Annotated in this window: 21 protein-coding genes; 6 read left to right on the plus strand and 15 right to left on the minus strand. The window is 51.8% G+C overall.

Translation table 11 applies throughout. The annotated features are described in order from the left end of the window. Nucleotides 1-127: 127 nt before the first annotated feature. Both xylB and xylA read right to left on the minus strand, forming a co-directional pair. Complete coding sequence (gene xylB / locus OGY04_RS22955) at nucleotides 128-1,582, minus strand: xylulokinase (protein ID WP_286586065.1); 1,455 nt, start codon at nucleotides 1,580-1,582, stop codon at nucleotides 128-130. 71 nt (nucleotides 1,583-1,653) lie between these two features. Next, complete coding sequence (gene xylA / locus OGY04_RS22960; RefSeq protein WP_048236992.1) at nucleotides 1,654-2,976, minus strand: xylose isomerase; 1,323 nt, start codon at nucleotides 2,974-2,976, stop codon at nucleotides 1,654-1,656. A 361-nt stretch (nucleotides 2,977-3,337) separates the two neighbouring features. On the opposite strand from xylA, the gene xylR reads away from it, so the two are divergent. Continuing rightward, a complete protein-coding gene (gene xylR / locus OGY04_RS22965) occupies nucleotides 3,338-4,516 on the plus strand; it encodes a D-xylose utilization transcriptional activator XylR (RefSeq protein ID WP_008786439.1) in 1,179 nt (392 codons plus the stop codon). A gap of 44 nt (nucleotides 4,517-4,560) precedes the next feature. Here xylR and OGY04_RS22970 read toward each other — a convergent pair whose 3' ends face one another. After that, nucleotides 4,561-5,385: a protein bax gene (locus OGY04_RS22970; protein WP_008786441.1), complete on the minus strand. Its 825-nt coding sequence runs from the start codon at nucleotides 5,383-5,385 to the stop codon at nucleotides 4,561-4,563. Nucleotides 5,386-5,701: 316 nt separating this feature from the next. On the opposite strand from OGY04_RS22970, the gene malS reads away from it, so the two are divergent. After that, nucleotides 5,702-7,732 (plus strand): alpha-amylase, encoded by a 2,031-nt coding sequence (gene malS / locus OGY04_RS22975; protein ID WP_286586067.1) that lies wholly within the window; start codon nucleotides 5,702-5,704, stop codon nucleotides 7,730-7,732. A gap of 176 nt (nucleotides 7,733-7,908) precedes the next feature. Further along, nucleotides 7,909-9,159 carry a valine--pyruvate transaminase gene (gene avtA, locus OGY04_RS22980; RefSeq protein ID WP_003837697.1) on the plus strand — a complete coding sequence of 417 codons (1,251 nt, stop codon included), beginning with the start codon at nucleotides 7,909-7,911 and terminating at the stop codon, nucleotides 9,157-9,159. A 34-nt stretch (nucleotides 9,160-9,193) separates the two neighbouring features. Here the strand turns inward: avtA and OGY04_RS22985 are convergent, their stop codons facing one another. Then, on the minus strand, nucleotides 9,194-9,667 hold the full coding sequence (locus OGY04_RS22985) for a 4Fe-4S dicluster domain-containing protein (protein WP_048227301.1): 474 nt from the start codon (nucleotides 9,665-9,667) through the stop codon (nucleotides 9,194-9,196). 165 nt (nucleotides 9,668-9,832) lie between these two features. Further along, nucleotides 9,833-10,648 carry a helix-turn-helix domain-containing protein gene (locus OGY04_RS22990; RefSeq protein ID WP_079934336.1) on the minus strand — a complete coding sequence of 272 codons (816 nt, stop codon included), beginning with the start codon at nucleotides 10,646-10,648 and terminating at the stop codon, nucleotides 9,833-9,835. Between the two features lie 252 nt (nucleotides 10,649-10,900). On the opposite strand from OGY04_RS22990, the gene OGY04_RS22995 reads away from it, so the two are divergent. Then, complete coding sequence (locus OGY04_RS22995; RefSeq protein WP_008786444.1) at nucleotides 10,901-12,301, plus strand: MFS transporter; 1,401 nt, start codon at nucleotides 10,901-10,903, stop codon at nucleotides 12,299-12,301. A 10-nt stretch (nucleotides 12,302-12,311) separates the two neighbouring features. After that, the gene (locus OGY04_RS23000) at nucleotides 12,312-14,267 is read left to right on the plus strand and encodes a glycoside hydrolase family 127 protein (protein WP_286586068.1); all 1,956 of its coding nucleotides are present in this window, start codon (nucleotides 12,312-12,314) and stop codon (nucleotides 14,265-14,267) included. 87 nt (nucleotides 14,268-14,354) lie between these two features. Here OGY04_RS23000 and OGY04_RS23005 read toward each other — a convergent pair whose 3' ends face one another. Further along, nucleotides 14,355-15,095 carry a MipA/OmpV family protein gene (locus OGY04_RS23005; protein WP_048215321.1) on the minus strand — a complete coding sequence of 247 codons (741 nt, stop codon included), beginning with the start codon at nucleotides 15,093-15,095 and terminating at the stop codon, nucleotides 14,355-14,357. 121 nt (nucleotides 15,096-15,216) lie between these two features. Here OGY04_RS23005 and OGY04_RS23010 point away from each other — a divergent pair, with 121 nt between their 5' ends. Then, nucleotides 15,217-16,167: a LysR family transcriptional regulator gene (locus OGY04_RS23010; RefSeq protein ID WP_128316439.1), complete on the plus strand. Its 951-nt coding sequence runs from the start codon at nucleotides 15,217-15,219 to the stop codon at nucleotides 16,165-16,167. A gap of 16 nt (nucleotides 16,168-16,183) precedes the next feature. On the opposite strand, the gene OGY04_RS23015 is transcribed toward OGY04_RS23010, so the two are convergent. The 9 genes from OGY04_RS23015 to OGY04_RS23055 form a co-directional block, all read right to left on the minus strand. Then, nucleotides 16,184-17,320 (minus strand): HlyD family secretion protein, encoded by a 1,137-nt coding sequence (locus tag OGY04_RS23015; RefSeq protein ID WP_003827345.1) that lies wholly within the window; start codon nucleotides 17,318-17,320, stop codon nucleotides 16,184-16,186. A gap of 5 nt (nucleotides 17,321-17,325) precedes the next feature. Next, nucleotides 17,326-17,649, minus strand: a complete 324-nt coding sequence (locus tag OGY04_RS23020; protein WP_003024200.1) for a DUF3302 domain-containing protein — start codon at nucleotides 17,647-17,649, stop codon at nucleotides 17,326-17,328. Between the two features lie 250 nt (nucleotides 17,650-17,899). Continuing rightward, a complete protein-coding gene (gene aldB, locus OGY04_RS23025) occupies nucleotides 17,900-19,438 on the minus strand; it encodes an aldehyde dehydrogenase AldB (RefSeq protein WP_048215318.1) in 1,539 nt (512 codons plus the stop codon). Between the two features lie 92 nt (nucleotides 19,439-19,530). Then, the gene (gene yiaY / locus OGY04_RS23030; RefSeq protein WP_286586069.1) at nucleotides 19,531-20,682 is read right to left on the minus strand and encodes an L-threonine dehydrogenase; all 1,152 of its coding nucleotides are present in this window, start codon (nucleotides 20,680-20,682) and stop codon (nucleotides 19,531-19,533) included. Nucleotides 20,683-20,870: 188 nt separating this feature from the next. Beyond that, nucleotides 20,871-22,715 carry a selenocysteine-specific translation elongation factor gene (selB, locus tag OGY04_RS23035; protein ID WP_286586070.1) on the minus strand — a complete coding sequence of 615 codons (1,845 nt, stop codon included), beginning with the start codon at nucleotides 22,713-22,715 and terminating at the stop codon, nucleotides 20,871-20,873. Beyond that, the gene (selA, locus tag OGY04_RS23040) at nucleotides 22,712-24,103 is read right to left on the minus strand and encodes an L-seryl-tRNA(Sec) selenium transferase (RefSeq protein WP_286586071.1); all 1,392 of its coding nucleotides are present in this window, start codon (nucleotides 24,101-24,103) and stop codon (nucleotides 22,712-22,714) included. Before selA ends, selB begins: the two co-directional genes overlap by 4 nt. A gap of 98 nt (nucleotides 24,104-24,201) precedes the next feature. Continuing rightward, nucleotides 24,202-24,810, minus strand: coding sequence for a glutathione S-transferase (locus OGY04_RS23045; protein ID WP_008786453.1), 609 nt, complete (start codon nucleotides 24,808-24,810; stop codon nucleotides 24,202-24,204). 97 nt (nucleotides 24,811-24,907) lie between these two features. Continuing rightward, nucleotides 24,908-26,044: an HlyD family secretion protein gene (locus tag OGY04_RS23050; RefSeq protein WP_003827339.1), complete on the minus strand. Its 1,137-nt coding sequence runs from the start codon at nucleotides 26,042-26,044 to the stop codon at nucleotides 24,908-24,910. A gap of 2 nt (nucleotides 26,045-26,046) precedes the next feature. Next, entirely contained in the window at nucleotides 26,047-26,409 is a 363-nt protein-coding gene (locus OGY04_RS23055; RefSeq protein WP_003827338.1) for a DUF3302 domain-containing protein, read from the minus strand. Between the last annotated feature and the right edge of the window lie 351 nt (nucleotides 26,410-26,760).

The raw sequence follows: 26,760 nt of genomic DNA on the forward strand, positions 1-26,760 counted from the left end.
CGCTAAAGACAACACAGAAAAAAGCGACTACGCAGGACTTTCAGAATACATCCATACGTGTAACTTATTATTTTTGTGGATATATGTATGCGGCAAATTCCCCTCTGCTAGCCAGAGGGGAAAGTGATCAGGACATCAGCGGTTGTAATTGCTGATAGATACGACGGAAGGTTTCTCGACGCTGTTGATAACGAGCATGACGCTCCGCGTCAGGATAATGCGCCTGCTCCAGCGTAAGCTGAGGCAGTAACTCTGATAACGACGTTTGCGGATTCATGGCAACTTGCGCCAGGCGCGCCGCGCCGAGTGCAGGGCCAACGTCACCGCCGGTACGGTAATCCAGCTGCAATCCGCTGATGTCAGATAGCATCTGACGCCAGTATTCACTGCGTGCCCCACCGCCGATCAGCGTAATGCTGGCGGGCTGAACGCCACAGGCATGTACCACGTCCATACCGTCAGCCAGCGCGAAACCCACACCTTCCAGCACCGCCTGCGCCAGTTCTGCCGGACCATGCTGATGAGTCAGACCGAAAAATACGCCCTTAGCCTGCGGATTGTTATGCGGCGTACGCTCGCCGGACAAATAAGGTAAAAACCAGACCGGCTCCGCGTGTTCATCCGCCTGTTGCGCAGCGTCAATCAACGCAGGAACGCTCGCCAGTCCGGTTAATTTTGCCGCCCAGTCCAGACACGATGCCGCACTTAACATTACAGACATCAGATGCCATCGCTCAGGCAAAGCATGGCAAAAACTGTGAACCGCACTTTCCGGTTTGCTAAGGAAACCATCACTCACCGCAAAATAGACGCCGGATGTCCCCAGCGAAAGCATCGCCTGACCGGCATTCATCATACCTACGCCAACCGCGCCCACCGCGTTATCACCGCCTCCGGCAACAACCGCAACCTCCTGCATTCCCCAGGCTTTAGCGACGTCTGGCAATAAGGTTCCGGTAATCTCGCTGCCTTCATAGAGCGCAGGCATATGTGCGCGAGTCAGTTTACAGGCAGCCAGCATGACATCGCTCCAGTCACGCTTCGCGACATCCAGCCACATTGTCCCTGCCGCATCAGACATATCGCTGGCAAAATCACCGGTCATGCGCAAACGCAGGTAATCTTTCGGCAGCAGGACTTTATCAATCTGGTTGAAAATCTCCGGCTCGTGGCGTTGCACCCACAGCAGTTTTGGCGCGGTAAAGCCAGGCATCATCAGGTTGCCAGTGATGGCTCGAGACTGCGGAACCTGACTCTCCAGCATCACGCACTCTTCAGCACAGCGACCGTCGTTCCATAAGATAGCCGGACGCAATACCTTCTGTTGTTCATCCAGTAGCGTCGCGCCGTGCATCTGCCCGGCAATCCCCAACGCTTTCACCTCGCGGAGTGAATGCTGCTGACCCAGTGCTTTTACCGCGCGATCCGTTGCCAGCCACCACTGCTCTGGGTCTTGTTCTGACCATAACGGGTGCGGGCGCGAGACGGTGAGTTTCTCCGTTTTTGAAGCCACCACATCGCCCTGCTCATTGAGCAGAATGGCCTTTACGCCTGATGTGCCAAGATCTATCCCGATATACATAAGGCATCGTTCCTTAAAGAAAGGCCCGGTAGCGCTAGCTGACCGGGCTTACGGACGTTCTCAGAGACCCGTTATTTGTCGAACAAATAATGGTTTACCAGATTTTCCAGCAATTCCTGATGACCGCTCTGGTGCACTGGCGCCAGGTTGTGTTGTTCAGCGTACTGCGCAATTTCTGTCAGCGTCATCTGGCCTTTCAGAATTTGCTGGCCCAGTTCACCATTCCAACCGGCATAACGTTTAGCCACACGCTGATCCAGGCCACCGTCTTCAATCATACGGGCCGCAATTTTCAGCGACAGCGCCATGGTATCCATCGCGCCAATATGACCATAGAACAGATCGTATTTATCGGTGCTCTGACGACGTACTTTGGCATCAAAGTTCAGGCCGCCGGTAGTGAAGCCGCCCGCTTTCAGGATTTCGTACATCACCAGCGCATTCTCTTCTACGCTGTTCGGGAACTGGTCTGTATCCCAGCCCAGCTGTGCGTCGCCGCGGTTGGCATCGACAGAGCCAAACAGACCCAGCGCGATAGCAGTGGCGATTTCGTGATGGAACGAATGGCCTGCAAGCGTAGCGTGGTTGGCTTCGATATTCAGTTTGATCTCTTTTTCCAGACCGAACTGCTTGAGGAATCCGTACACGGTCGCCGCATCGTAGTCGTACTGGTGCTTGGTCGGTTCCTGTGGTTTCGGCTCGATAAGTAAAGTGCCCTGGAAACCGATTTTGTGTTTGTGTTCCACGACTAATTGCATGAAACGACCAATCTGCTCACGTTCCTGACGCAGATCGGTATTCAGCAGTGTTTCATAACCTTCACGGCCGCCCCACAGAACGTAGTTTTCACCACCTAACTTGTGCGTGGCATCCATGGCCGTAACCACCTGCGTGGCGGCCCAGCTGAACACTTCTGGATCTGGGTTTGTGGCCGCACCCGCACCGTAGCGTGGGTTAGTGAAGCAGTTTGCTGTTCCCCACAGCAGCTTCACGCCGCTCTGTTCCTGTTTTGCCGCCAGCACATCAACCATCTGCGCAAAGTTGTTTTTGTACTCTTTCAAAGACGCGCCTTCCGGCGAAACATCCACGTCATGGAAGCAGTAGTAAGGCACGTTCAGCTTGTGGAAAAACTCAAATGCCACATCCGCTTTGCGTTTCGCCAGCGCCAGAGCTTCACCAGGCTGCTGCCATGGACGATCGAAAGCGCCCATACCGAACATATCCGCCCCGTTCCAGCAGAAGGTATGCCAGTAGCAGGCCGCAAAACGCAGATGATCTTCCATGCGCTTGCCCAATACGATTTCGTCAGGGTTGTAATGGCGAAATGCGAGCGGGTTGGTGGATTGAGTGCCTTCGAAACGAACACGATCGAGTTGGTCAAAATAAGCCGGCATAATAAGCTCCATAATCAGGTAATACGGCAAGTAAACTGCGATATGGCTATACTGGAATTTCCTGATTTATTGCTCAATTACGTTATTTCACACCGCCATTAAGAGAATACCCAAACGTGCGCTGGCTCCCAAAAAAACGCGCTAAATAAAGAAATAAAAAAGCGATCGCGATCGAAGGTTAGTCATTAAACAAAAAACCGTAATGCGCAGATAAAAAATGACAATTGTCATCCCGCGACCAGTATGTAAATTTTGCGTAGCCTCAGGCAATCAGGAATTTTGTCACGCTTCATCAAGCAGTCGTACCTGCGGTTTTGCTAGTATCGACAGGCCCACGTTAACCTTTCCAGGACAGGTTCTTATGTTTGATAAACGTCACCGCATCACTCTGCTATTTAATGCCAATAAAGCCTACGACCGCCAGGTGGTAGAAGGTGTGGGTGAATATTTACAGGCATCGCAATCCGAGTGGGATATATTCATTGAGGAAGATTTCCGAGCCCGTATCGATAATATTAAAGACTGGTTAGGCGACGGCGTTATTGCTGATTATGACGATGATGATATTGCGCAATTACTTGCCGATGTTGAAGTTCCCATCATCGGCGTTGGAGGCTCCTACCATCTGGAGCAAGATTATCCACCGGTACATTACATCGCCACCGACAACCACGCGTTGGTAGAAAGCGCTTTCCTGCACCTGAAAGAAAAAGGGATTAACCGCTTTGCGTTCTATGGTCTGCCATCGTCAAGCGGCAAACGCTGGGCCGCGGAACGTGAATATGCGTTTTGCCAGCTGGTTGCCAAAGAGAAGTACCGCGGCGTTGTCTATCAGGGGCTGGAAACCGCACCGGAAAACTGGCAGCACGCGCAAAATCGTCTGGCGGACTGGCTACAAACACTACCGCCGCAAACCGGTATTATCGCCGTTACCGACGCGCGGGCACGACACGTCCTGCAAGTCTGCGAGCACCTGCATATTCCAGTACCGGAAAAGCTGTGTGTGATTGGTATCGACAACGAAGAACTGACCCGCTATCTGTCGCGGGTGGCGCTGTCATCCGTGGCCCAGGGAGCCAGGCAGATGGGGTATCAGGCCGCTAAGCTCTTACATCGTTTACTGGCAAATGAAGAGCTGCCGCTGCAACGTACACTGGTTCCTCCGGTGCGCGTCATTGAACGCCGCTCAACCGACTACCGTTCATTAACCGATCCGGCGGTGATTCAGGCGATGCACTTTATCCGCAACCATGCCTGTAAAGGTATTAAGGTTGAACAAGTGCTGGATTCAGTGGGGATTTCTCGTTCGAATCTGGAGAAGCGTTTTAAAGAAGAGGTCGGAGAGACTATCCACGCCGTGATTCATGCCGAAAAGTTGGAAAAAGCGCGCAGCCTGTTGATATCTACCACGCTTTCAATCAACGAAATCTCACAGATGTGCGGCTATCCGTCTCTGCAATACTTTTATTCGGTCTTTAAGAAAGAGTATGACACGACGCCCAAAGAGTATCGCGATGTGAACAGCGAAGTGTTGCTGTGAGGATTATTGCCGGATGCGGCAAAGCCGCCATCCGGCACACAGAATTACATATGCGCGGCGATTAAACGCTGGTTATCCTGATACATTGCGAACAGATAGTTGTTGTAGCTCTGTCCTTTAGTGGAATAACCCTTCAGCTTATGAATCATCGCGGTAGCGGTGACTTCCTGATCGGCTTTACGCAGTTGCGCACGTGACTTACGGAATGAAGAGTAAGCCGGATGCGTGTTCAGGTTGATGACGTAAGCATTCACCGACTCTTTCACCGATTCAAACTGTGAGTAGCCTTTCACCTTACCCGGGGCATTATTACAACGACCTTTGCCACATTTCATGCCAAACAGGTTGTTGTTGCTACGCGCCAGCTTCGACGTACCCCAGCCACTTTCAGCCGCAGCCATGGTTGCCACCATACTGGTCGGGATAATGTCTACGCGCTCAAGCAGCGTATTCCATGGGATTTTACGCGTGTTGCCAGACCAGCTCACCTTGTAGCGCTTCGCTATATCTTTCATACGCGTACGCTCAGTCGGTGACCAGCGGTTCTGGTACTGTTTTGAAATCAGCCAGTTACGGTCCGCCGTAATGGCAGCATTTTGACTGGTAATATAAGGCATAACCGTCCGGAGAAACGCTTTTTTCCTTGGTGTTCCGGAAGGGTATTTTCGCAAATCAGGAAGTGAACTACTCTTTGCACTATTGCGAGAATACTCTTGTTTACTGCTTACCTGTGTATTACTTGTCTTGATTACCTGGGGCTTGTGACTCGTTGTCGCCGTGTGTGTCTTTGCCAGCACCTCACCCGAAAATGCAACGGTGAGTAACATAAGAATCATTGCCCCATATCGTCGAATGGGAGTCAATATCATTAGGTCTCCTGGTCGGATTTATACATTCCAACACCTTATATTTTTCACAAAAATGAGAGATGAATCTCAAATCATATCAAAAATAGCCGTCAAGAGCACCCAAAGGAATAGTCCAATTCTGAAACCATGTCACGTATTAACGGTTCAGGGTGCTATTAATTCGAAGAAAATGTGGAGGTTATCGCAAAATAAGTTCATTTTTTGCGCGCGATCGCTCACCCTCACCTCTCCTCCTGGCGGAATCGACTCAAAGGAGGAGTTTCCGGTCTGATTTCACTGGCAAACTGGCGAAAATCGCAGCACCAAGGACAGCATTATGAAACTTGCCGCCGTTGCGCTGGCGCTCATGCCCGGCATTGCCATCGCCTCATCATGGACTTCTCAGGGACTCCCCACCTTCGAAGCGGAAGGTACGGGTAAATTCGTCAGCCATGCAGCGTTGACGAAGGGTACGCGTCCTTTAATCCTAAATTTTGACCAACAGTGCTGGCAGCCTGCTGATGCGATAAAACTCAACCAGATGCTGTCGCTAAAACCGTGTGAAGGCGCCCCGCCGCAGTGGCGCTTATTCAAAGACGGCGATTACACACTGGAAGTGGATACCCGCTCCGGAACGCCAACGTTGATGCTCTCGGTAAAAAGCGCCGCAGACCCTGTCACGACCCAGATTCGCCAGTGCCCGAAATGGGATGGTTCGCCGTTAACACTGGATGTGAGCCAGACCTTTCCGGAAGGTGCCGTGGTGCGCGATTTCTACAGCCAGCAAACGGCAACGGTAAAAAATGGGACAATTACCCTACAGCCTGCCGCAGCCAGTAACGGACTGTTGCTGCTGGAACGGGCGGAAACTGATGCCCCGGCCGCTTTCGACTGGCATAACGCTACGGTGTATTTCGTCCTGACAGACCGCTTTGTAAATGGTGACCCGAGCAACGACCACAGCTACGGGCGTCGCAACGACGGCATGCAGGAAATTGGTACTTTCCACGGGGGCGATTTGCGCGGGCTCGCCAGCAAACTCGACTATCTACAACGGTTAGGCATCAACGCCCTGTGGATCAGCGCGCCGTTTGAGCAAATCCACGGCTGGGTCGGCGGTGGCACTAAAGGCGATTTCCCCCATTATGCTTACCACGGCTATTACACTCAGGACTGGACCACGCTCGATGCGAATATGGGTAATGAAGCTGACCTGCGTGCGCTGGTTGACGGCGCGCACCAGCGCGGCATTCGCATCCTGTTTGATGTCGTCATGAATCATACCGGCTACGCCACGCTGGCGGATATGCAGGAGTATCAGTTTGGGGCCCTGTACTTGTCGGGCGATGAACTGAAAAACACGCTCGGTGAACGCTGGACGGACTGGAAGCCAGCCGCCGGGCAAAGCTGGCACAGCTTTAATGATTACATCAACTTCAGCGATAAAGCAGGCTGGGAAAAATGGTGGGGGAAAAACTGGATCCGCACCGATATTGGCGATTACGACAATCCGGGTTTTGACGACCTGACCATGTCGCTGGCTTTCCTGCCCGATCTGAAAACCGAATCCACCACGCCTTCCGGGCTGCCAAACTTTTATCAACACAAACCGGATACGCACGCTAAAGCTATTGCTGGTTATACGCCCCGCGATTATCTGACCCACTGGCTCAGCCAGTGGGTGCGTGATTACGGGATTGACGGGTTTCGGGTCGATACCGCCAAACACGTCGAACTTCCCGCCTGGCAGCAGTTAAAAACACAGGCCAGCGCGGCGCTGGTTGAATGGAAGAAAGCGAACCCGGATAAAGCGCTTGATGACAAACCTTTCTGGATGACCGGCGAGGCCTGGGGTCACGGCGTGATGCAAAGCGACTATTACCGTCACGGCTTTGATGCGATGATCAATTTCGACTATCAGGAGCAGGCGGCAAAGGCCGTCGATTGTCTGGCAAATATGGATGTCACCTGGCAACAGATGGCTGAGAAATTGCAGGATTTCAACGTTCTGAGCTATCTTTCCTCGCACGATACGCGTCTGTTCCGCGAAGGTGGAGACAAAGCCGCCGAGCTATTGCTGCTGGCGCCAGGCGCGGTACAACTCTTTTACGGAGACGAGTCGGCCCGGCCCTTTGGACCAACAGGTTCAGACCCATTGCAGGGTACGCGCTCAGAAATGAACTGGCAGGATGTGGCCGGGAAATCTGCCGCCAGCGTCGCTCACTGGCAGCGCATCAGTCAGTTCCGGGCCAGACATCCCGCCATCGGTGCTGGTAAACAGACCACGCTGACATTGAAGCAGGGATACGGATTTATCCGCGAGCATGGCGACGATAAGGTGATGGTGGTGTGGGCCGGTCAGCCCTGATCCCAACAGGCTTCCCGCTGTGCATACAGCGGGAAACCCAACACAAAATAAAAAACCAGCCAGGCAAACATCTGTAGCACAAAACATCAATCCAGCCCGCTCCCCCTGATTTGCACCCTGCCATAGGTAGCGCTATGGTTAGCCACTTTACTACTCAGTTCGACAGACCCCCTGCTATGACATTCTCACTTTTTGGCGACAAATTTACCCGCCATTCAGGCATCACCCGCCTGATGGAGGACCTCAACGACGGTTTACGCACCCCAGGCGCCATCATGCTCGGCGGTGGTAATCCGGCGCAAATTCCAGAGATGCAAAATTACTTCCAGTCTCTGCTGACAGATATGCTGGCAAACGGCAAAGCCACTGATGCGCTTTGCAATTATGACGGTCCGCAAGGGAAAACCGAGCTACTGTCTGAACTGGCGAAACTGCTACGTGAGAAGCAGGGTTGGGATATTGAGCCACAAAATATTGCACTGACAAATGGCAGTCAGAGCGCGTTTTTCTACTTATTCAATCTGTTCGCCGGACGCCGCGCTGACGGAACAACGCAAAAAGTGTTATTCCCGTTAGCCCCGGAATACATTGGCTATGCCGATTCCGGGCTGGAAGAAGATCTCTTCGTCTCAGCACGTCCGAACATTGAGCTGCTACCGGAAGGCCAGTTTAAGTATCACGTTGATTTTGAACACCTGCACATCGGTGAAGAAACGGGCATGATCTGCGTGTCGCGCCCCACTAACCCGACAGGCAACGTGATCACCGACGACGAGCTGATGAAGCTGGACCGGCTGGCCAACCAGCATGGGATCCCACTGGTGATTGATAACGCCTATGGCGTACCGTTCCCTGGCATTATCTTTAGCGAAGCACGCCCACTGTGGAACCCCAACATTGTGTTGTGCATGAGCCTTTCCAAGCTGGGTCTGCCAGGTTCCCGCTGCGGCATCATTATCGCGAATGAAAAAATCATCACGGCGATTACCAATATGAACGGCATCATCAGCCTGGCACCTGGCGGAATGGGTCCAGCGATGATGTGCGAGATGATTAAACGTAACGATCTGCTGCGCCTGTCCGAAACGGTTATCAAGCCGTTTTACTATCAGCGCGTTCAGGAGACGATTGCGATTATTCGCCGCTACTTGTCGGAAGATCGCTGCCTTATCCATAAACCTGAAGGCGCGATTTTCCTGTGGCTATGGTTCAAAGATTTACCGATCACCACCGAACTGTTGTATCAGCGCCTGAAAGCGCGCGGCGTACTGATGGTTCCTGGTGACTACTTCTTCCCGGGGCTGGATAAACCCTGGCCGCATACCCATCAGTGCATGCGGATGAACTACGTGCCAGAGCCGGAGAAAATCGAAGCTGGCGTGAAGATTCTGGCGGAAGAGATCGAACGCGCCTGGCTGGAAGGCTAACGCAAACCCGACCCAGGTGCGGGTCGGGCTCACTTCACAGCGGCTGTGAACGCAGGCGCTGTCGCTGAATACTGACGGCATCAATACACTGCAACGCGCTGGTCGGGCAGGCCTCGACACACGCGGGCCCCGTCTCGCGATGCCAGCACAAATCGCATTTTATCGCCTGCGCCCGCGACGAACGGGCAACGACATTCATTGCCCCAAACGGGCAGGCCAGCATACAGCTTTTACAACCAATACAACGTGCCTGTTCAACGAAGATATGCCCATGTTCACGACGAATGGCGTGAGTTGGACAAACATTCGCACAGGGAGCGTCTTCGCATTGATGGCAGGCGACCGCCGTGGTAAAGGCGTCGTCTTTGATGACCCGAATCCGCGGTATAAACGCAGAAGAAGAGACCGAAGCACAGTCCTGATTTTGCTGATGCGCGACGACGCAGGCAACTTCGCAGGTACGACACCCAATACATTTTGCCGCATCCGCCATAATAAACGCGTTCATTGCCCCCTCCCTCTGCGTGAAAACCACAGAGTGCCAGAGAGACCGCCCCTGACGCTTTGATCGGACAGGGGAAACGGTTAAATACTGTTAGGTGCCTGAACGACTTTGGGGATTGCCTGCAATTTTGTAGGCCGGGTAAGCATAGCGCCACCCGGCGATCCTCATTTACGCCGAATTAATATGCTCTTTGCAGTAGCGCCTTTTCCACGCCGCAGGCGTCAGGCTGGTATGCTTACGAAAGATTTTGCGAAAGTAACCCACATCATTAAATCCACATTTAATCGCCACTTCGGTAAGTGACAGCGAGTCACTGATCAACAACTTTTCCGCTGCCCTTACCCGCTGACGATGCAATGCTTCAGTTAGCGTCAGCCGGAAAGCGCTACGGAATACACGCCCCAGATAATCCGCATTGCAATGCAGCTCTTTCGCCAGAGTTGAAGCACTAATCGGCAGATGGAACTGGGTGTGGATTATTTGTTGCGCTTTCCATGCCAGCGCATTACCGGGGCTATCTGCGGGTTGCTCACTAGCCGCCGCGGAGATTTGCTGCAAAATCAGCAGTAGGATCAGTTCTAGCGCAACGCTGCGATGAATATTTTCCTGCTCACGTAAGAACTGGCGAAACAGCGAAATAATATATTGTGGCTCGCTAACCCGGGCATGCTGAGGAATCGCAAGCAACGGTTCTGTAAGTGAAGCATCGTTTTCTGCTGTCACCTCAAAGTGTAGCCAGTAAAATTTTAAATCAGCCGGAAACTGTCCCACACCAATATGCGAACGCTGCGGCCATAACAGCAAACTTTCTCCAGCATTCACGCAAAAAACGGTCTGACCTTCGCGAATCATTAATGTCCCTTTTTCGACAAAGATGATTTCCCAGGATTGCAATTGCCGCGCCGGATGGCTTCCCACACCTCGGGAAATAAATAGCCCACCATTTTGCACTTTAATCGGAAGAGACATGGATAATTCGAGCATATATATTCAAATTCCCGCTTTTTGCATTATTTAAACTTCTCTTTATTATTGATTATTCACGATAAACTTGCTTTTCGCTGGATCGAAATCACATTTTTATAATGAAGTCGGAATTGTCATCTTTTTATACTTTTCTCTTCCCTTGTTGACCCAAACATTTCGTGCAGAATAAATAACGTACTTTGCAAATTACAAACAAATAACCCGCAACGTAGCGGGATACTTTCTGAACATCCTCTCCGGGAGTTATTTATGACTTCGGCTCCGATTACGACATCCGATTTGGCACAGCGTGCCCAGGACGACAAATTATCCCTGCGTGAAAAAATAGGTTATGGGTTAGGCGATGCAGGCGGGACGGTAATTACCTGTCTGATCATGAACTTCCTGACATTTTTCTACACTGATGTCTTCGGGTTAACGCCCGCGCTGGTCGGCACATTGTTTATTGCCCTGCGCGTATTTGATGCCATTTCCGATCCGATAATGGGCATACTTGCCGACCGCACGCAAAGCCGCTGGGGGCGTTTTCGCCCATGGCAGCTGTGGGTGGCAATTCCCATTGGCATCATTGGCGTACTCACGTTTACCGTCCCTGACGCCAGCATGAGCGTAAAAATCGCTTGGGCATTCGGCACCTATCTACTACTCTCTGTCGGCTATACCGCCATCAACGTACCGTATTGTGCGCTGATCAACACCATGACGACCCGCCATAACGAGGTGATCGCCTGTCAGTCCTGGCGCTTTGTGCTGTGCGGCGTGGCGGGATTCCTTGTCTCCGTTGGTCTACCGTGGATGGTGGATATTCTGGGTCAGGGCAATGCCGCGCAGGGTTATCAGTTCGGCGTGGGCATCCTGTGCGCCATCGCTGTGGTGATGTTCCTGTGCTGCTTCTTCTGGGTTCGCGAGCGTGTACCGCTGGCGATGATGGGGAAATTTACCCTGCGTGAACACATTGGTGGGCTACGCAAAAATGACCAGTTGCTGCTAATGCTGGTGATGTCTTTCCTGCTGATTAACGTCTTCAATATTCGTGGCGGCGGGTACATGTATTTCATTACCTACGTGCTGGAAGGCAGTACCGCTTACACGTCGCTGTTTTTCACCATGGTGACCTTTGCGTCCATCATCGGTTCAGTGGTTGTCAGCCCGCTGACTCGCCGTATAGATACCGTCAAACTCTATTACTACACCAACCTGGTGCTGGCAGCCCTGGCAGTGATGATGTGGTTCCTCCCGACCGGCCCGGCTTATCAAACATTATGGCTGGCGGTTATTCTCGGCAACGGCATTATTCTGGGCTTTACGCTGCCTCTGCACTTCTCGCTGATGGCCTTTGCCGACGATTACGGCGAGTGGAAAACCGGCGTGCGTTCTTCCGGCATGAATTTCGCCTTCAACCTGTTTTTCATCAAGCTGGCCTGGGCCTCAAGCGCGGGGATCATCAGCCTGTTATTTATTTTTGTCGCCTATCAGCCAGGCGCTGGTAACCAAACCGCCAGTTCGCTGCAAGGAATTACCGCGATGGAGACGCTGCTTCCCGCGCTGTTCCACCTGCTGTTGGCGCTGTCTATCCGCATCTGCAAACTCAATAATCCGATGATGTCGCGCATTGCCACCGATCTGCGTCAGCGTCATGTACAGCCTTAAGGAGCACGAAATGAACGTACTGGAAGTCGACCTGCATAAGCTCACCGTCAGCGATCCGTTCCTCGGACAATACCAACAGTTGGTCCGTGATGTAGTGATCCCCTACCAGTGGGATGCGCTGAATGACCGCATTGCAGAGGCGGAACCAAGTCATGCGATAGAGAACTTTCGTATCGCCGCAGGACTGCAGGATGGCGAATTTTACGGCATGGTTTTTCAGGATAGCGACGTAGCGAAATGGCTGGAGGCAGTCGCCTGGTCCCTGTGCCAGAAACCTGATGCGGAACTTGAGAAAACCGCAGATGAGGTCATCGAGTTGGTGGCCGCTGCGCAGTGTGAAGACGGCTATCTCAATACATACTTTACAGTGAAAGCCCCGGATGAACGCTGGACTAACCTCGCCGAGTGTCATGAGTTGTACTGTGCAGGTCATTTGATCGAAGCAGGCGTCGCGTTCTTTCAGGCGACGGGAAAACGTCGTCTTTTAGATGTAGTGTGCCGTCTGGCAGACCACATCGATAACGTTTTCGGGCTTGGTGATAATCAACTGCGCGGCTATCCGGGACACCCGGAAATTGAGCTGGCGTTAATGCGCTTATACGAAGTGACCCAGCAACCACGCTATATGGCGCTGGTAAATTACTTTGTGGAACAGCGCGGCGCGCAACCCCATTTCTATGACGAAGAGTACGAAAAACGCGGCCAAACCTCTTACTGGCATACTTACGGCCCGGCATGGATGGTGAAGGATAAACCCTATAGCCAGGCTCATCAGCCCATTTCAGAACAGCAAACGGCGATCGGTCATGCAGTACGTTTTGTTTATCTGATGACCGGCGTGGCGCATCTGGCACGCTTGAGTCAGGACGAAGGCAAGCGTCAGGATTGCCTGCGTCTGTGGAAAAACATGGTCCAGCGTCAGTTGTACATTACCGGCGGTATTGGTTCACAAAGCAGCGGCGAGGCGTTTAGCAGCGATTACGATCTGCCTAACGACTCCGTGTATGCGGAAAGCTGCGCCTCAATCGGTCTAATGATGTTCGCCCGCAGAATGCTGGAGATGGAGGCAGACAGCCAGTATGCCGACGTGATGGAGCGCGCCCTGTATAACACCGTATTGGGCGGGATGGCGCTCGATGGCAAGCACTTCTTCTATGTGAACCCGCTGGAAGTGCATCCTAAATCATTAAAATTCAATCATATTTATGACCACGTGAAACCCGTTCGTCAGCGCTGGTTTGGCTGCGCCTGTTGCCCGCCGAATATCGCCCGCGTACTCACCTCTATTGGTCATTACATCTACACACCACGTCAGGACGCGCTGTATATCAATATGTACGTGGGCAATAGCATGGAAGTCCCCGTGGCGGATGGCTCGCTCAAGCTGCGCATTAGCGGGGATTATCCATGGCATGAGCAGGTGAAAATCGCCATCGAATCACCGCAGTCGATATATCACACCCTGGCCCTGCGCCTGCCAGACTGGTGCACCGCACCGCAGGTTTTACTGAATGGTCAGCCAGTTGAGCAGGATATTCGTAAAGGCTATTTGCACATCAGCCGAACCTGGCAGGAAGGCGATACGCTCAGTCTGACCCTGCCAATGCCGGTGCGTCGGGTGTACGGAAATCCATTAGTGCGTCATGTTGCCGGTAAGGTCGCCATTCAGCGTGGACCGCTGGTGTATTGCCTGGAGCAGGCCGATAACGGTGAGGAATTGCATAACCTGTGGTTGCCAAAAGAGAGTGAGTTCAGAGTATTCGAGGGTAAGGGATTGTTCAGCCATAAAATGTTAATTCAGGCTGAAGGCGTGAAGCAAAGTACTGCCGATGCAGCACAACAATCGTTGTGGCACTACGATGTTTCCCCAGCTTCGCGCCAGGCGCATACATTGACGTTTATTCCGTGGTTTAGCTGGGCGAACCGTGGTGAAGGCGAAATGCGTATCTGGATAAACGAGCAGTAATAATAAGGCGGATGGCGGCGGTTAGCCCCCATCCGTCAATGTCTCATGAAAAGATTGCCCTCCTCCCTGAGGACAAACGGGTGAGAATCAGAAACGCCAGGTCAGACCGGACATAAAGGTGAAGCTGTCATCACGATCAACCATCGGGCTATTTTTAATGTCATCCGGCAGTGCGCTATAGTTGGCGCTTGCCAGCAGCGTCAGGTTAGTGGTTAATGCGTATTTAGCGGACAGGCCAACATACGGTGTCCAGCTATCGCCTGGGGAATAGCTTGATAAACCACTACGACGGGACTCATTACCCGAAATGCCGTAGTAGTATTCATTGAATTTTTCGTCATAGTAGAGCACGCCAATTGATGGCGTCAGCGTCAGCTTGCCCATCGGCATTGGACGGAACAGTGAAACTTCCCCTACCCAGCCATTACTGTTGTCCAGCACATCCGCAGCGGCGGAGACTTTCACGCTACCCCATCTTTCATGGTGATACCACGCGGCACCCGCCATTGCAGTTGCGTCACGCTTATCCAGCGTTTTCATCGCGTGATCGTCATTGTCGCCGGGATCAAACTCCAGCGGCATATAAGAGGCAGTAATACTAAATTCATTACTTTCACTCTTAGACAAAATATAACCTAGCGTTGTTTGCCTAAAATAAAATGATTCACTTTCATAACTGACAAGCGGTACTGCGTGAACATTATCATTATACCCGCGATAAGGTGATTCATTATATACAGCGCCAGCGCCAATAGAAAATTCTGCGGCAGTTGCACTCGCCATAAAAGAAAAGGCGAGCAGCGCCACAATATTGCGTTTAATTAACATGCCAACATTCCATTTTAAAATAAGCTACAAAGCGGGTGCATAATAATGCTTACAATTTCATCGGTGCAAGGTTCTTATTTATATAGTAATATATATAAAATTATATATATTGGGCTTGGCGATGAATAAATTACAACTTAAACACCGGGAACTGAAGATTATTTCGGTAATTGCTGCCAGTGAAAATATCAGCCATGCCGCTACTGTTCTCGGCATTGCTCAGGCCAACGTAAGTAAGTATCTTGCTGATTTTGAATCAAAAGTGGGGCTAAAGGTATTTGACCGCACCACCCGACAACTGACCCTCACGCCGTTTGGTATTGCGTTACTTCCTTACATCAATGACATGTTAGACAGAAATGAGCAGTTAAATAATTTCATTGCTGATTATAAGCACGAGAAACGTGGCAAAGTAACGGTATATGCACCAACCGGAATTATTGCTTACTTATCGCAACATGTTATTGCAAAAATAATGGATATTGGCGATATCAGTCTGGTGCTAAAAACCTATAACCTGGATCGCAAAGCATTTTATGAAGGCGTCGACTTTCCTGACGATTGTGATATTTTACTTTCCTATGCTCATCCTAAAGATGAATCACTGGTCGCCAGTTTTATCACTAAATATGCGGTTATTGCTTTTGCCAGTCGGGAATATCTCACCAAGAATCCTATTAGTAGTCCTGATGAATTAGTCAACCATTCCTGCATTCTAATTGATTCTATGATGATTGATGATGCCAACATTTGGCGATTCAATTCTGCTGAAGACAAAAAGATGCGTGACTATCGTGTGACGGGAAATTACATCTGCGACAATACACAATCCGCACTGGCGCTGGCACGTAATCATTTGGGGATTGTTTTTGCGCCAAATGAAAGTGTGCAAAGAGATTGTCGTTCCGAGATGCTGGTCCCGTGTTTCTCGGAGCAACATGAATGGTGGCTGGATTTAGTGGCGATTTTCCGCAAGCGTGAATACCAGCCCTGGCGTGTGCAGTATATTCTCGATGCAATGCTCGCGGAGATACGTCAGCAGCTTGCTCAGGCGATACGACAGCCTGAGTAAGCGAAATAGCCTGCGCTTAGTGGTCGAGATACAGGTAATGCACCCAACTGGTCATCCGCAGCAACACCTTGCGCATGACCGACACATGTTCGAAATGGTCAGAGTAAACGGCAACCTGGGCGTAGATCCCATCAGGCAACGCATTCACATCCGCATTGTCGTTCAGCTCAATCGTGGCGATTACCCCTTCCGAACCGGGCGTAGAGTTTAAAGATTGCAGTGCCCCGTTCGACTGGTATGTACCACCCGGTACTGCCGGACTAATAGCTGCCAGTTTACCGCTAAACACCTTACCCGGCAGGGCGTTAAACACCACTTCAGCTTCATCGCCTGGTTCCAGTCGCAACAGCGAGTTTTGACGGAACTGGGCGATAATTTGTCGTTTCTGATCCGGGATGAATACCATGACCGGACGCATCGGCAGCGCGGCGGCATAGGTTCCTGGGCGCATCAGCACCTGAGTGACGTAACCATCGCTGGGCGCGCGAACCACGGTCTGGTCCAGGTTGAACTCTGCTTCCGCTAGCTGTGCTTTCAGGCTGGCAATTTGCGAATTCTCACCCAGTACCAGGCTGTCCAACTGGCTCTGAATTTGCTGTTGTTCTGCAACGGAGGATTTCACCGAGGCTTCCTGCGCCAGGTAGTTTTGGCGCGCCGCGTCGATATCGCGTTCAGAAAAAGGATTCACCTTCGCCTGACTCCCCTGCGCATAGCGCTGGTAATCTTTTGCCAGTTTGTCACGCGTGGCCTTTGCCCGCTGCGTGTTGGCTTTCATTTCGTCTAACTGCGCAACCAGAGCCTGCTCTTTATGCTGTGCGGTGACAATATCAGCCTTCAGGCGATCGACCCGCGCCTGATAACGCCCTGGATTAAGCTTAAACAGAACCTCGCCTTTTTTGATTAGCGTATTCTTCTTATCCGTCACTTCTGTCACTACACCCGTTACCTGCGGCACCACGGGAATAGAAATTACCGCTTTTTGTGCCTTAAATGTATACGGATGGTTATAATTCATCAGTAATATAAGTCCGCAAACAATGAATATACCGCCTAATGCCGCGGTAGGAACTGTCCATTTATTTACAGGAATTTTAAAAATTTTAAATATTGACCATGCACACGCCACATAGGTCAGAACAATCAGTAAATCCATCGATATTACTCCGCCGGAGAGGTCTTGGCCTCACCCAGTTTCTTTTCCAGATCCGCAACCCTTGCCTGAAGCTGGATCAGGGAAGAATCCGCGCTCTGCATACCCCACCCGCGTTCCGGGCGATAAAGCGTTGCCCAGATCCATAAAAAGGGCCAAATAACATGTAAGGTAAACAAACTAACCCAACCCGCAACATGTATTGCGTCGGCATGAGGATGGTTACGTTTCTTTGCAATTAGATAGGGAATATCATGCAGAATAATAATCCCGTAAAAAATGACCAGGAATACAAAAATAAGCACTCCTAATGCAAAATAATTAAGGAACATATTTGCCTCAGGGATTTAAATTAAGGAATTCGGATGCAATTTGATTTAAACAATAGAGTTGATAATAGTATTGGAATGACCAGATTGGATGCAATTATCTTATTTATATAACGATATATGGGTTTATATATACCCGTCGTCTTTCGAGCTGCTTCTTTGTTGGCTGCGTTCGTTCACCCCAGCCACTTACCTGAGGACAAAACTTGATGCCCGGTACGCTAAACGCGACCGGGCAGTAGGTGACGTGAAATTAAAACAGCCCCAGTGGTTTATCAGAGTAGCTCACTAACAGGCATTTGGTTTGCTGATAATGCTCAAGCATCATCTTATGCGTCTCGCGCCCGATACCCGACTGCTTGTAGCCGCCGAACGCCGCATGTGCCGGGTAAGCATGGTAACAGTTGGTCCAAACTCGCCCCGCCTGAATCCCACGCCCCATTTTGTAAGCCAGATTTCCGTTACGACTCCAGACGCCAGCGCCAAGCCCATATTGGGTGTCATTAGCGATTTCCAGCGCTTCCTCCATAGTTTTGAAGGTCGTGACGGCCAGCACCGGTCCGAAGATCTCCTCCTGGAAAACCCGCATGTTGTTCTTACCAAACAGAATAGTCGGTTCGAGGTAGTACCCCTCTTTTAACTCGCCATCCAGCTGCTTGCGCCGCCCGCCGGTGAGAACATCTGCCCCTTCTTTTTTACCAATGTCGATGTAATTCAGAATGGTTTCCAGTTGACCATGCGACACCTGCGCGCCCATTTGCGTCACGCTGTCTAACGGGTTGCCGCTACGGATACTTTCCACCCGACGTATGGCTCTTTCCATAAAACGTTCGTAAATGGATTCTTGTACCAGCGCACGACTCGGGCAGGTACATACTTCGCCCTGGTTGAAGGCAAACAATGCAAAACCTTCCAGCGCTTTGTCAAAGAACGCATCTTCTTCATCCATCACGTCCGCGAAGAAGATATTGGGGGATTTCCCGCCCAGCTCCAGCGTGACAGGGATAATGTTCTGCGTGGCGTACTGCATGATCTGCTGCCCAACTTCCGTTGAGCCGGTAAACGCCACTTTTGCAATGCGTTTTGACGTCGCCAGATACTCACCGATTTCCCCACCCGCGCCGTTTACCACGTTCACCACGCCAGGCGGGAGCAGATCGCCGACAACTTCCATCAGCAACAACACGGACAGCGGCGTCAGGCGCGCAGGTTTAAGCACGACACAGTTACCGGCAGCCAGGGCAGGCGCCATCTTCCAGCTGGCCATCAACAGCGGGAAGTTCCACGGGATAATTTGCCCCACCACGCCAAGAGGTTCATGGAAGTGATACGCCACGGTATCGCTATCAACTTCGCTTATTCCCCCTTCCTGTGCACGAATACAGGACGCGAAATAGCGGAAATGGTCAATCGCCAGCGGCACATCTGCCGCGCTGGTTTCACGGATGGGTTTACCGTTATCCCAGGTTTCAGCCGTCGCCAGCAGCTCCAGATTTTGCTCCATACGATCGGCAATTTTGAACAAAATCGCCGCCCTGTCCTGCACGGAAGTCTGCGCCCATTTATCTTTTGCTTTGTGCGCGGCATCCAGTGCCAAATCGATGTCCTTTTTGCCGGAAGAGGCCACTTCGCACAGTAATTGCCCGGTTACCGGCGTCAGGTTTTGGTAATACTCACCGTCCACCGGTGCGACCCAGTCACCGCCGATAAAGTTATCGTATCGGGCTTTTAACTTCAGAGGGTAACCATACTCGCCGGGATAAATACGTGTTGAAGGGGGGTTATTGGTCATGACCGTCTCCTTGCTGTAGGGGTACTACAAGGGTAGACGGGACTGGCGAATTATTCGCCAGCCTTTTACTGCTTTACGACAGGTATCACGAATTACATCGCAGCACGATAAATCGCCATGATTTCTTCATGTGTCGCCTGAATCGGGTTAGTGAAACCACAGGCATCTTTCAGGGCATTAGTCGCCAGAACGGCAAAATCTTCTTCTTTCACGTTCAGCTCACGCAGCCCAGCCGGAATATTCACTTTCTGCGCCAGTTCGCGGATCGCCGCGATGCAGGCTTCTGCCCCTTGCTCTTCGCTCAGACCAGCAACGTTCACACCCATTGCCGAGGCGCAATCGCGCAGGCGGGCGGCAGCAACTTTGCTATTAAATACCTGTACGTGCGGCAGCAGTACGGCATTACATACTCCGTGTGGCAGATCGTAGAAGCCACCCAACTGGTGCGCCATCGCATGCACGTAGCCAAGGGAGGCATTGTTAAAGGCCATACCTGCGAGGAACTGCGCATAGGCCATGGCTTCGCGCGCCTGAGCATTGCCGCCCTCTTCCACGGCGACCGGCAGGTTTTCCGCAATCATGGTGACGGCTTTAAGCGCGCACGCATCGGTAATGGGGGTCGCAGCAATAGAAACATAGGCTTCGATAGCGTGAGTCAGCGCATCCATACCGGTAGCCGCCGTCAGAGACTTCGGCATACCGACCATCAGCGAGGAGTCATTGACGGACAGCAGCGGTGTAACATGCTTATCCACAATCGCCATTTTAATGTGGCGTACTTCATCAGTGATGATGCAGAAGCGGGTCATTTCAGATGCCGTACCCGCCGTGGTGTTGATGGCGATCATCGGCAGCTGCGGTTTTGCAGAGCGGTCTACGCCTTCGTAGTCACGAATATCGCCACCGTTAGCCGCCACCAGCGCAATGCCCTTCGCACAATCGTGAGGAGAGCCGCCGCCGAGAGAAATAACGCTATCACAGTCATTTTCTTTCAGCATTTTCAGGCCAGCGGCAACGTTACTGGTCGTGGGGTTAGGATGCGTACCATCGTAAATTACGCTGGAAATATCATGTTCCTGTAGCGTTTTTTGAATATCGCCAGCCATACCTAATTTCGTCAGCATGGCATCCGTAACAATCAGCGTACGGCGAAAACCATATTCCGCCATTGTATTCATTGCGTCTTTTAATGCGTCAGCGCCGATTACATTCACGGAAGGAATAAAAAATGTTGAAGCAGCCATTGTACGATCCTTAATTACTCTAAAGAGGTAGGAAGCATACGAGTGAAATTTCCAACAAAATATGATCGTGGTTGTTATTTTAATAACACTTACAATTAAAAAGCACATTAGGTTCATAATCTAATGTGCTTATTTCAATCAACATCTATTTTGTATTAATTCATTTAATCCATGAATTAATTGTTTCATTATTTTTCAGGGAACAGCAACGCATCGCGTAATAAATGATCATTTCCCCGACGACGAGTAAAACCAATGCGGTCAAAATATTCCAGAATTTGGATAGCCAATTTGCGCCCAACGTTAAGCCTGTCGCGAAAATCGGCGGCACATGTCGATCCCCTTTCCTGATCCAGTTCGCGGATCATATTGGCAAAGGCCACAATCCGATCGTTACGGTAATAACGATCTTTCACGATCGCGGTAATGATGCCTTGCTGTGCCGCTTGTCGTAACGCCACACGCATCATCTGTTCATCCGTTCCCGTCTGTTTTGCCAAATCGCGCACCCACCACGGCTCATCGCCAAAAAGTGGTTCTACCTTTTGCCAGATTGCCAACTGCTCATCGCTGAAACCCGCCTTATGTTCCGGCAAATGCAACCAGCCATGATGGCTATGAATAGCGCCACTCTCGCGCATCTTTTCAATTAGCAGCAATACCAGCGCTTCGTCTTCCATCGGCAAAGCCATACGGCGCAGGCGCTCGCGCCCGGGCCCTGGTTCATCACGGTGCTGCTCATGGTAGGTCGCCAGCGTATCGAGAACTTTCCGCTGCCAGCGCGCGGCAACGGGGGCATTCAACAGGCTGTATCCCGCCTGAATAAATCCATGTTGCTCAATCAACGGACGCATACCATTGCCATTGAGCTGACGCGCCCAGGCAAAGTCAGGAATATTCACCGCCCCACGCGCCAGGTGCAGCGCCAGAGCGTCACCGTCAGTCTGCGCGTTTTCCAGCGCCGACAGCCACTGTAAATATTCCGGCTTACGCTTTCCGCGTCGCGGCGGATTAAGCGTCACAACACGTGCACCTGCCAGCGTTGTGCGGGCAGAAATATCACGCAGCACCAGACGGTCGTTATCGGCAAGCCAGAGTGGTGTATCAAACACCAGTTCAGCTAGTGTCCCTTCAAGCAGAGAGATGCGCCCGGTGACATGGCTGGCCGCGTGGTGAATATGCAACGGTTGCCACTGCATCAGCGGCGCGGCATGTTCTAAAGAAACAATCACGCGGGTAAAAGCCTCTGGCGGCGCATCGGAAAGCAGCCAGTCGCCGCGGTTTAGTTCTTCTTTTTGCGCATCGCCGGCAATATTCAGCGCAATACGTTGTCCCGCTTGCGCGCGGTCGGTGGCTTGGTTTTGTGCATGCAAGCTACGTACGCGCATCGGTTTGTTGACGCCCGTGAGCCACAGCGTGTCACCGACATTCACTTCACCGCTGAGCGCCGTCCCGGTCACCACCAGCCCTGCGCCTTTGACCGTAAAGGCACGGTCAATCGCCAGGCGGAAGCTGTGATCACGGGCATGCTCGCGCGACGTTAATTGCAACAAATGGTCACGCAGTTCCTCGATGCCATGGCCTTCACTGGCCGCAGTGACGAAAAGCACCGACTCCGCAAAACCATAATTCCCCAGCGTGGACTGAATCTCCGCACGCACCTCTTCAATTCTTGCTTCGTCTACGCGGTCGGCTTTCGTGAGTGCCACGGTGATCTGCGGATTGCCCGTCAGCTGCAGAATTTGCAAATGCTCACGGGTTTGCGCCATTACGCCATCATCACACGCCACCACCAGTAACGCGTGATCGATGCCGCCGACCCCCGCCAACATGTTGGACAGAAACTTTTCGTGTCCAGGAACGTCGATAAACCCCAGCACCCGCCCATCCGGCTGCGGCCAGTAGGCATAGCCGAGATCGATGGTCATGCCGCGCTTTTTTTCTTCCGGCAGACGGTCGGCATTCACACCGGTAATCGCCTGTAATAACGTTGTTTTTCCGTGGTCAACGTGTCCGGCGGTTGCAATAATCATTTCAGCATCATCTCCATAAACCGGGTCTCGTCTTCAAGGCAGCGCAGATCCAGCCATAAGCGGCCATCATAAATTCGCCCAATAACCGGCACGGGCAGCGTACGCCAACGGGTTGCCAACGCTTCAAGGCGGCTCCCGCGCCCGTCATGTGGGGTAAAGGTTAGCGCCGCGCTGGGCAGCCTATCAACAGGTAGTGAGCCGCTGCCAATCTGCGACAGGCAAGGCATCACATTCAGGGCGAACTCATCACCGTAATGCTCTGCAAGCTGTGCCTGTAATTGCTGTGCCTGCGCGTGGATCGCTTCTTGTGAGCGGGTGAGCTGGCGCAACGTCGGCAACTTCTCCGCCAGTGCTTCCGGGTGCAGATAGAGCCGTAGCGTCGCTTCCAGCGCAGCCAGTGTCATTTTATCTGCCCGTAATGCGCGTTTCAGCGGATGGCTCTGCAAACGAGCGATCATCTCTTTTTTACCGACAATTATCCCAGCCTGCGGCCCGCCCAGCAGTTTATCGCCGGAGAAACTCACCAGACTGACGCCAGCGGCAATCAGTTGCTGCGGCATCGGCTCCTGCGGCAAACCATACTGGCTGAGATCGACCAGCGAACCACTGCCCAGATCCGCCACCACCGGTACATCCAGCTCCTGGCCAATTACGGCCAGCTCCGCCTCATCCACCGACTTTGTGAAGCCTTCAATGCTGTAATTACTGGTATGCACTTTCATCAGCAGACCGGTGTTTTCATTCACCGCCTGGCGGTAATCTTTCGCATGGGTCCGGTTGGTGGTCCCCACCTCGCGTAGAATGCATCCGGCCTGACACATGACGTCCGGAATACGAAACGCGCCGCCAATTTCCACCAGCTCGCCGCGAGACACAACCACCTCTTTGCCGTTCGCCGTGGCGGCCAGCATCAGCAGAACAGCTGCCGCATTGTTATTGACGATACAGGCGTCTTCCGCCCCCGTCAGACGGCAGAGTAAATCCGCCAGGGCCCGATCCCGATGTCCCCGCCCGGCATCATCCAGACTGTATTCCAGCGTCACCGGCGTGCGCATCGCCTGTACCACCGCTTCAATTGCTTCTTCGGCCTGCGACGCGCGCCCAAGGTTGGTATGCAGCACCGTTCCGGTCAGGTTAATCACCGGGCGTAGCGCGCTTTGCGATTCTCGTTCCAGCCGGGCGCTGGCTTCTTGCGCCCAGTCCTCACACCATTCCGGGAGCGCGTGCGTGTCGCGAATAGCTTCTCTGGCTTCGTCGAGCATGTGACGCAGCAGGTCAACAACCCGGGTATGGCCGTGAGATTCACGTAAGGCTGGGAAGGCGCTATCGCGCAATAAACGATCGATAGCAGGAAGCTGGCTATAGAGTGAACGCATGTCGGTTGTCATGAAAGGGCCTGGCTGTTGGTGGCCCTCTCCACCGTGGAGAGGGATATCGATATAGGAAGGATTGTACCGTGACTTTGCTCAGGCGGACATAATACGCATCAAGCCTTTGGCGGTTCTGTACGGGCAAAACTCTCGCGTTGAAAGAGCGTTTCCACCAGTTTGACCAGACGGGGGCGATCAACACACCAACCGGGCGCAACCCGACGGAAATTGAGATAACCGACGGCGCAGGCAATCGCAATGGTTGCCAGGTTAACCGTATCCGTTTTCAGCGTACCATCCGCCAGATAGCCTTCCAGCACATCCAGACTACGGGTGATCTTCTCACGCTGACGTAATAATTCAGTTTCTGACTGCTGCGCGGCAGGGCGAGCCTGTTCGCGCACCGAAACTAAACCGGCATCCATAATGCCGTCTGCCAACGCTTCCAACTGGCGTACCTTCAGCGCAGCCAGCGGATCACGCGGCAGCATGGCTGGTGCAATATCCAGTAGCTCTATATATTCCGCAATGATAGGAGAATCAAACCAATACTCGCCCGCATCGGTGACCAACGCGGGTACTTTACCTAACGGGTTATAGCGCGCCACGCCGCTATCCGCGTTATAGGGGAGTTCATTCACAAATTCGAAGGTGATGCCCTTTTCCAGTAACAGAATAGAAATTTTACGCACAAAAGGGCTGGTATAGCTGCCAATGAGTTTCATGCCGGGTCCTTTTTGCCAACAAAAAAGCGGTGCCCAACGATAGTGGGACACCGCTTAGTATGGCTCAGGTCACTGAAAATGGCAGGTGATGGCAGTCTCAATGATCCAAATAAAGGTAATGCATCCAACTGGTCATGCGCAGCAGTACTTTACGCATTACCGACACGTGGGCGAAATGGTCGGAATAGACTGCAACCTGAGCATAGATACCGTCCGGCAGCGCATCCACATCGGCATTCGGATCCAGCTCAATCGTGGCCAGCACGCCATCGGTACCCGGCACCACCGTTAAGGACTGTAATGCGCCCTGCGCCTGATAAGAACCGCCCGGAACGACCGGAAGAATACTGGTCAGCTTGCCGGTGAAAACCTGGCCAGGCAGCGCATTAAACACCACTTCCGCTTCATCGCCCGGTTTAAGGCGCAGCAGCGAGTTCTGGCGGAATTGCGCCACGATTTGCCGTTTTTGCTCAGGAATAAACACCATTACCGGACGCAAAGGTAATGCTGCTGCGTAAGTCCCCGGACGAATTAAAATCTGCGTGGCATAACCGTTGCTGGGGGCACGAACTACCGTCTGTTCAAGATTGTATTTAGCCTCGGCAAGCTGGGCACGTAGGGACGCAACCTGAGATTGCTCACCGTTGACCATACTGTCTAATTGGCTCTGAATCTGCGTCTGTTCTGCAACCGAGCCTTTGACCAGCGCATCCTGTGCCAGATAGTTTTGCCGGGCGTTATCGATATCGCTTTCAGAGAACGGGTTAACCTTCGCCTGGCTGCCTTTCAAATAGCGTTGATAATCTTTATACAGACGGTCACGTTCAGCAGATACACGGGTGGTATTGGCGACCGCTTCCGACAACTGTGCTTTCAGGTTGTCGATGTTGTGCGTAGCGGTAACCAGATCAGCCTGCAGCCTGTCGACACGCGCCTGATACCGTACCGGATCGAGCTTAAACAGCACATCGCCTTTTTTAATTAGCTGATTATTTTTATCCGTTACCTCACTAACAATTCCTGTGACTTGCGGAGTGACCGGAATTGAAATAACCGCTTTTTGCGCCGTAAAGGTATACGGGTGGTTATAGTTCATTAATAAAATCAATCCCGCAACAATGAACACCCCACCTAATGCAGCGGTAGCAAGCGTCCATTGGTTTACCGGAATACGGAATATTTTAAAGATGGCCCAGGCAAAGGCCACATAGGTCAGGACTATCAACAAATCCATGATTAAATCTCCGGAAAGGTGGAGTTATCGGTTTTTTTCTCCCCATCCAGTCTTTTTTCCAACTGGGTGATTCGCGCTGCCAGCGCGGCAATCTCAGGGTCTGACTCCTTTCCGGTCGGTGTGATGTGTGACTGCATTCCCCATCCCTTTTCAGGCTGGTAGAGCGTGGCCCAGATCCACAGGAACGGCCAAATAACATGAAGAGTGAACAAGCTCACCCATCCTGCAGTATGGATGGCATCGGCATGGGGATGGTTACGTTTTTTAGCCATGTTATAGGGAATATCGTGGATGGCGATGATTCCATAAAACAGAACCAGAAATACGAAAATCAGCACGCCCAACGCGAAATAATTTAGAAACATACCTGCCTCGAATTCACGCTAATTAGAGTTTTTTTATGCCGGCAGCCGTATGCACCCTGGCTGATGTTTTGAACATAACTGGAGTTAAGGGTTTTTGCCATACCACAAAATAAATATTTTTTCTGGTGAGAAATTGCTTTGTTTTGCAATAAAAAATGTCGGGGGTAGAACCTGCCGCAGATCACATCTGATAAATTTCAGATGAAAATACTTTGCGATTCACATCACAAAAATCCAACAAACAAGGAAAGCAAAAATGTGAATCACTTCACATTTAATCCTCATTTTCAGCGAATTATTGCACTGCGATGTTTTTTTGTACCGGTATTTTGTGATGAAAATCACATTAAC

Origin of the sequence: Citrobacter sp. Cpo091 (assembly GCF_030332645.1) — a bacterium.
In the GTDB taxonomy this organism is placed as follows: domain Bacteria; phylum Pseudomonadota; class Gammaproteobacteria; order Enterobacterales; family Enterobacteriaceae; genus Citrobacter; species Citrobacter portucalensis.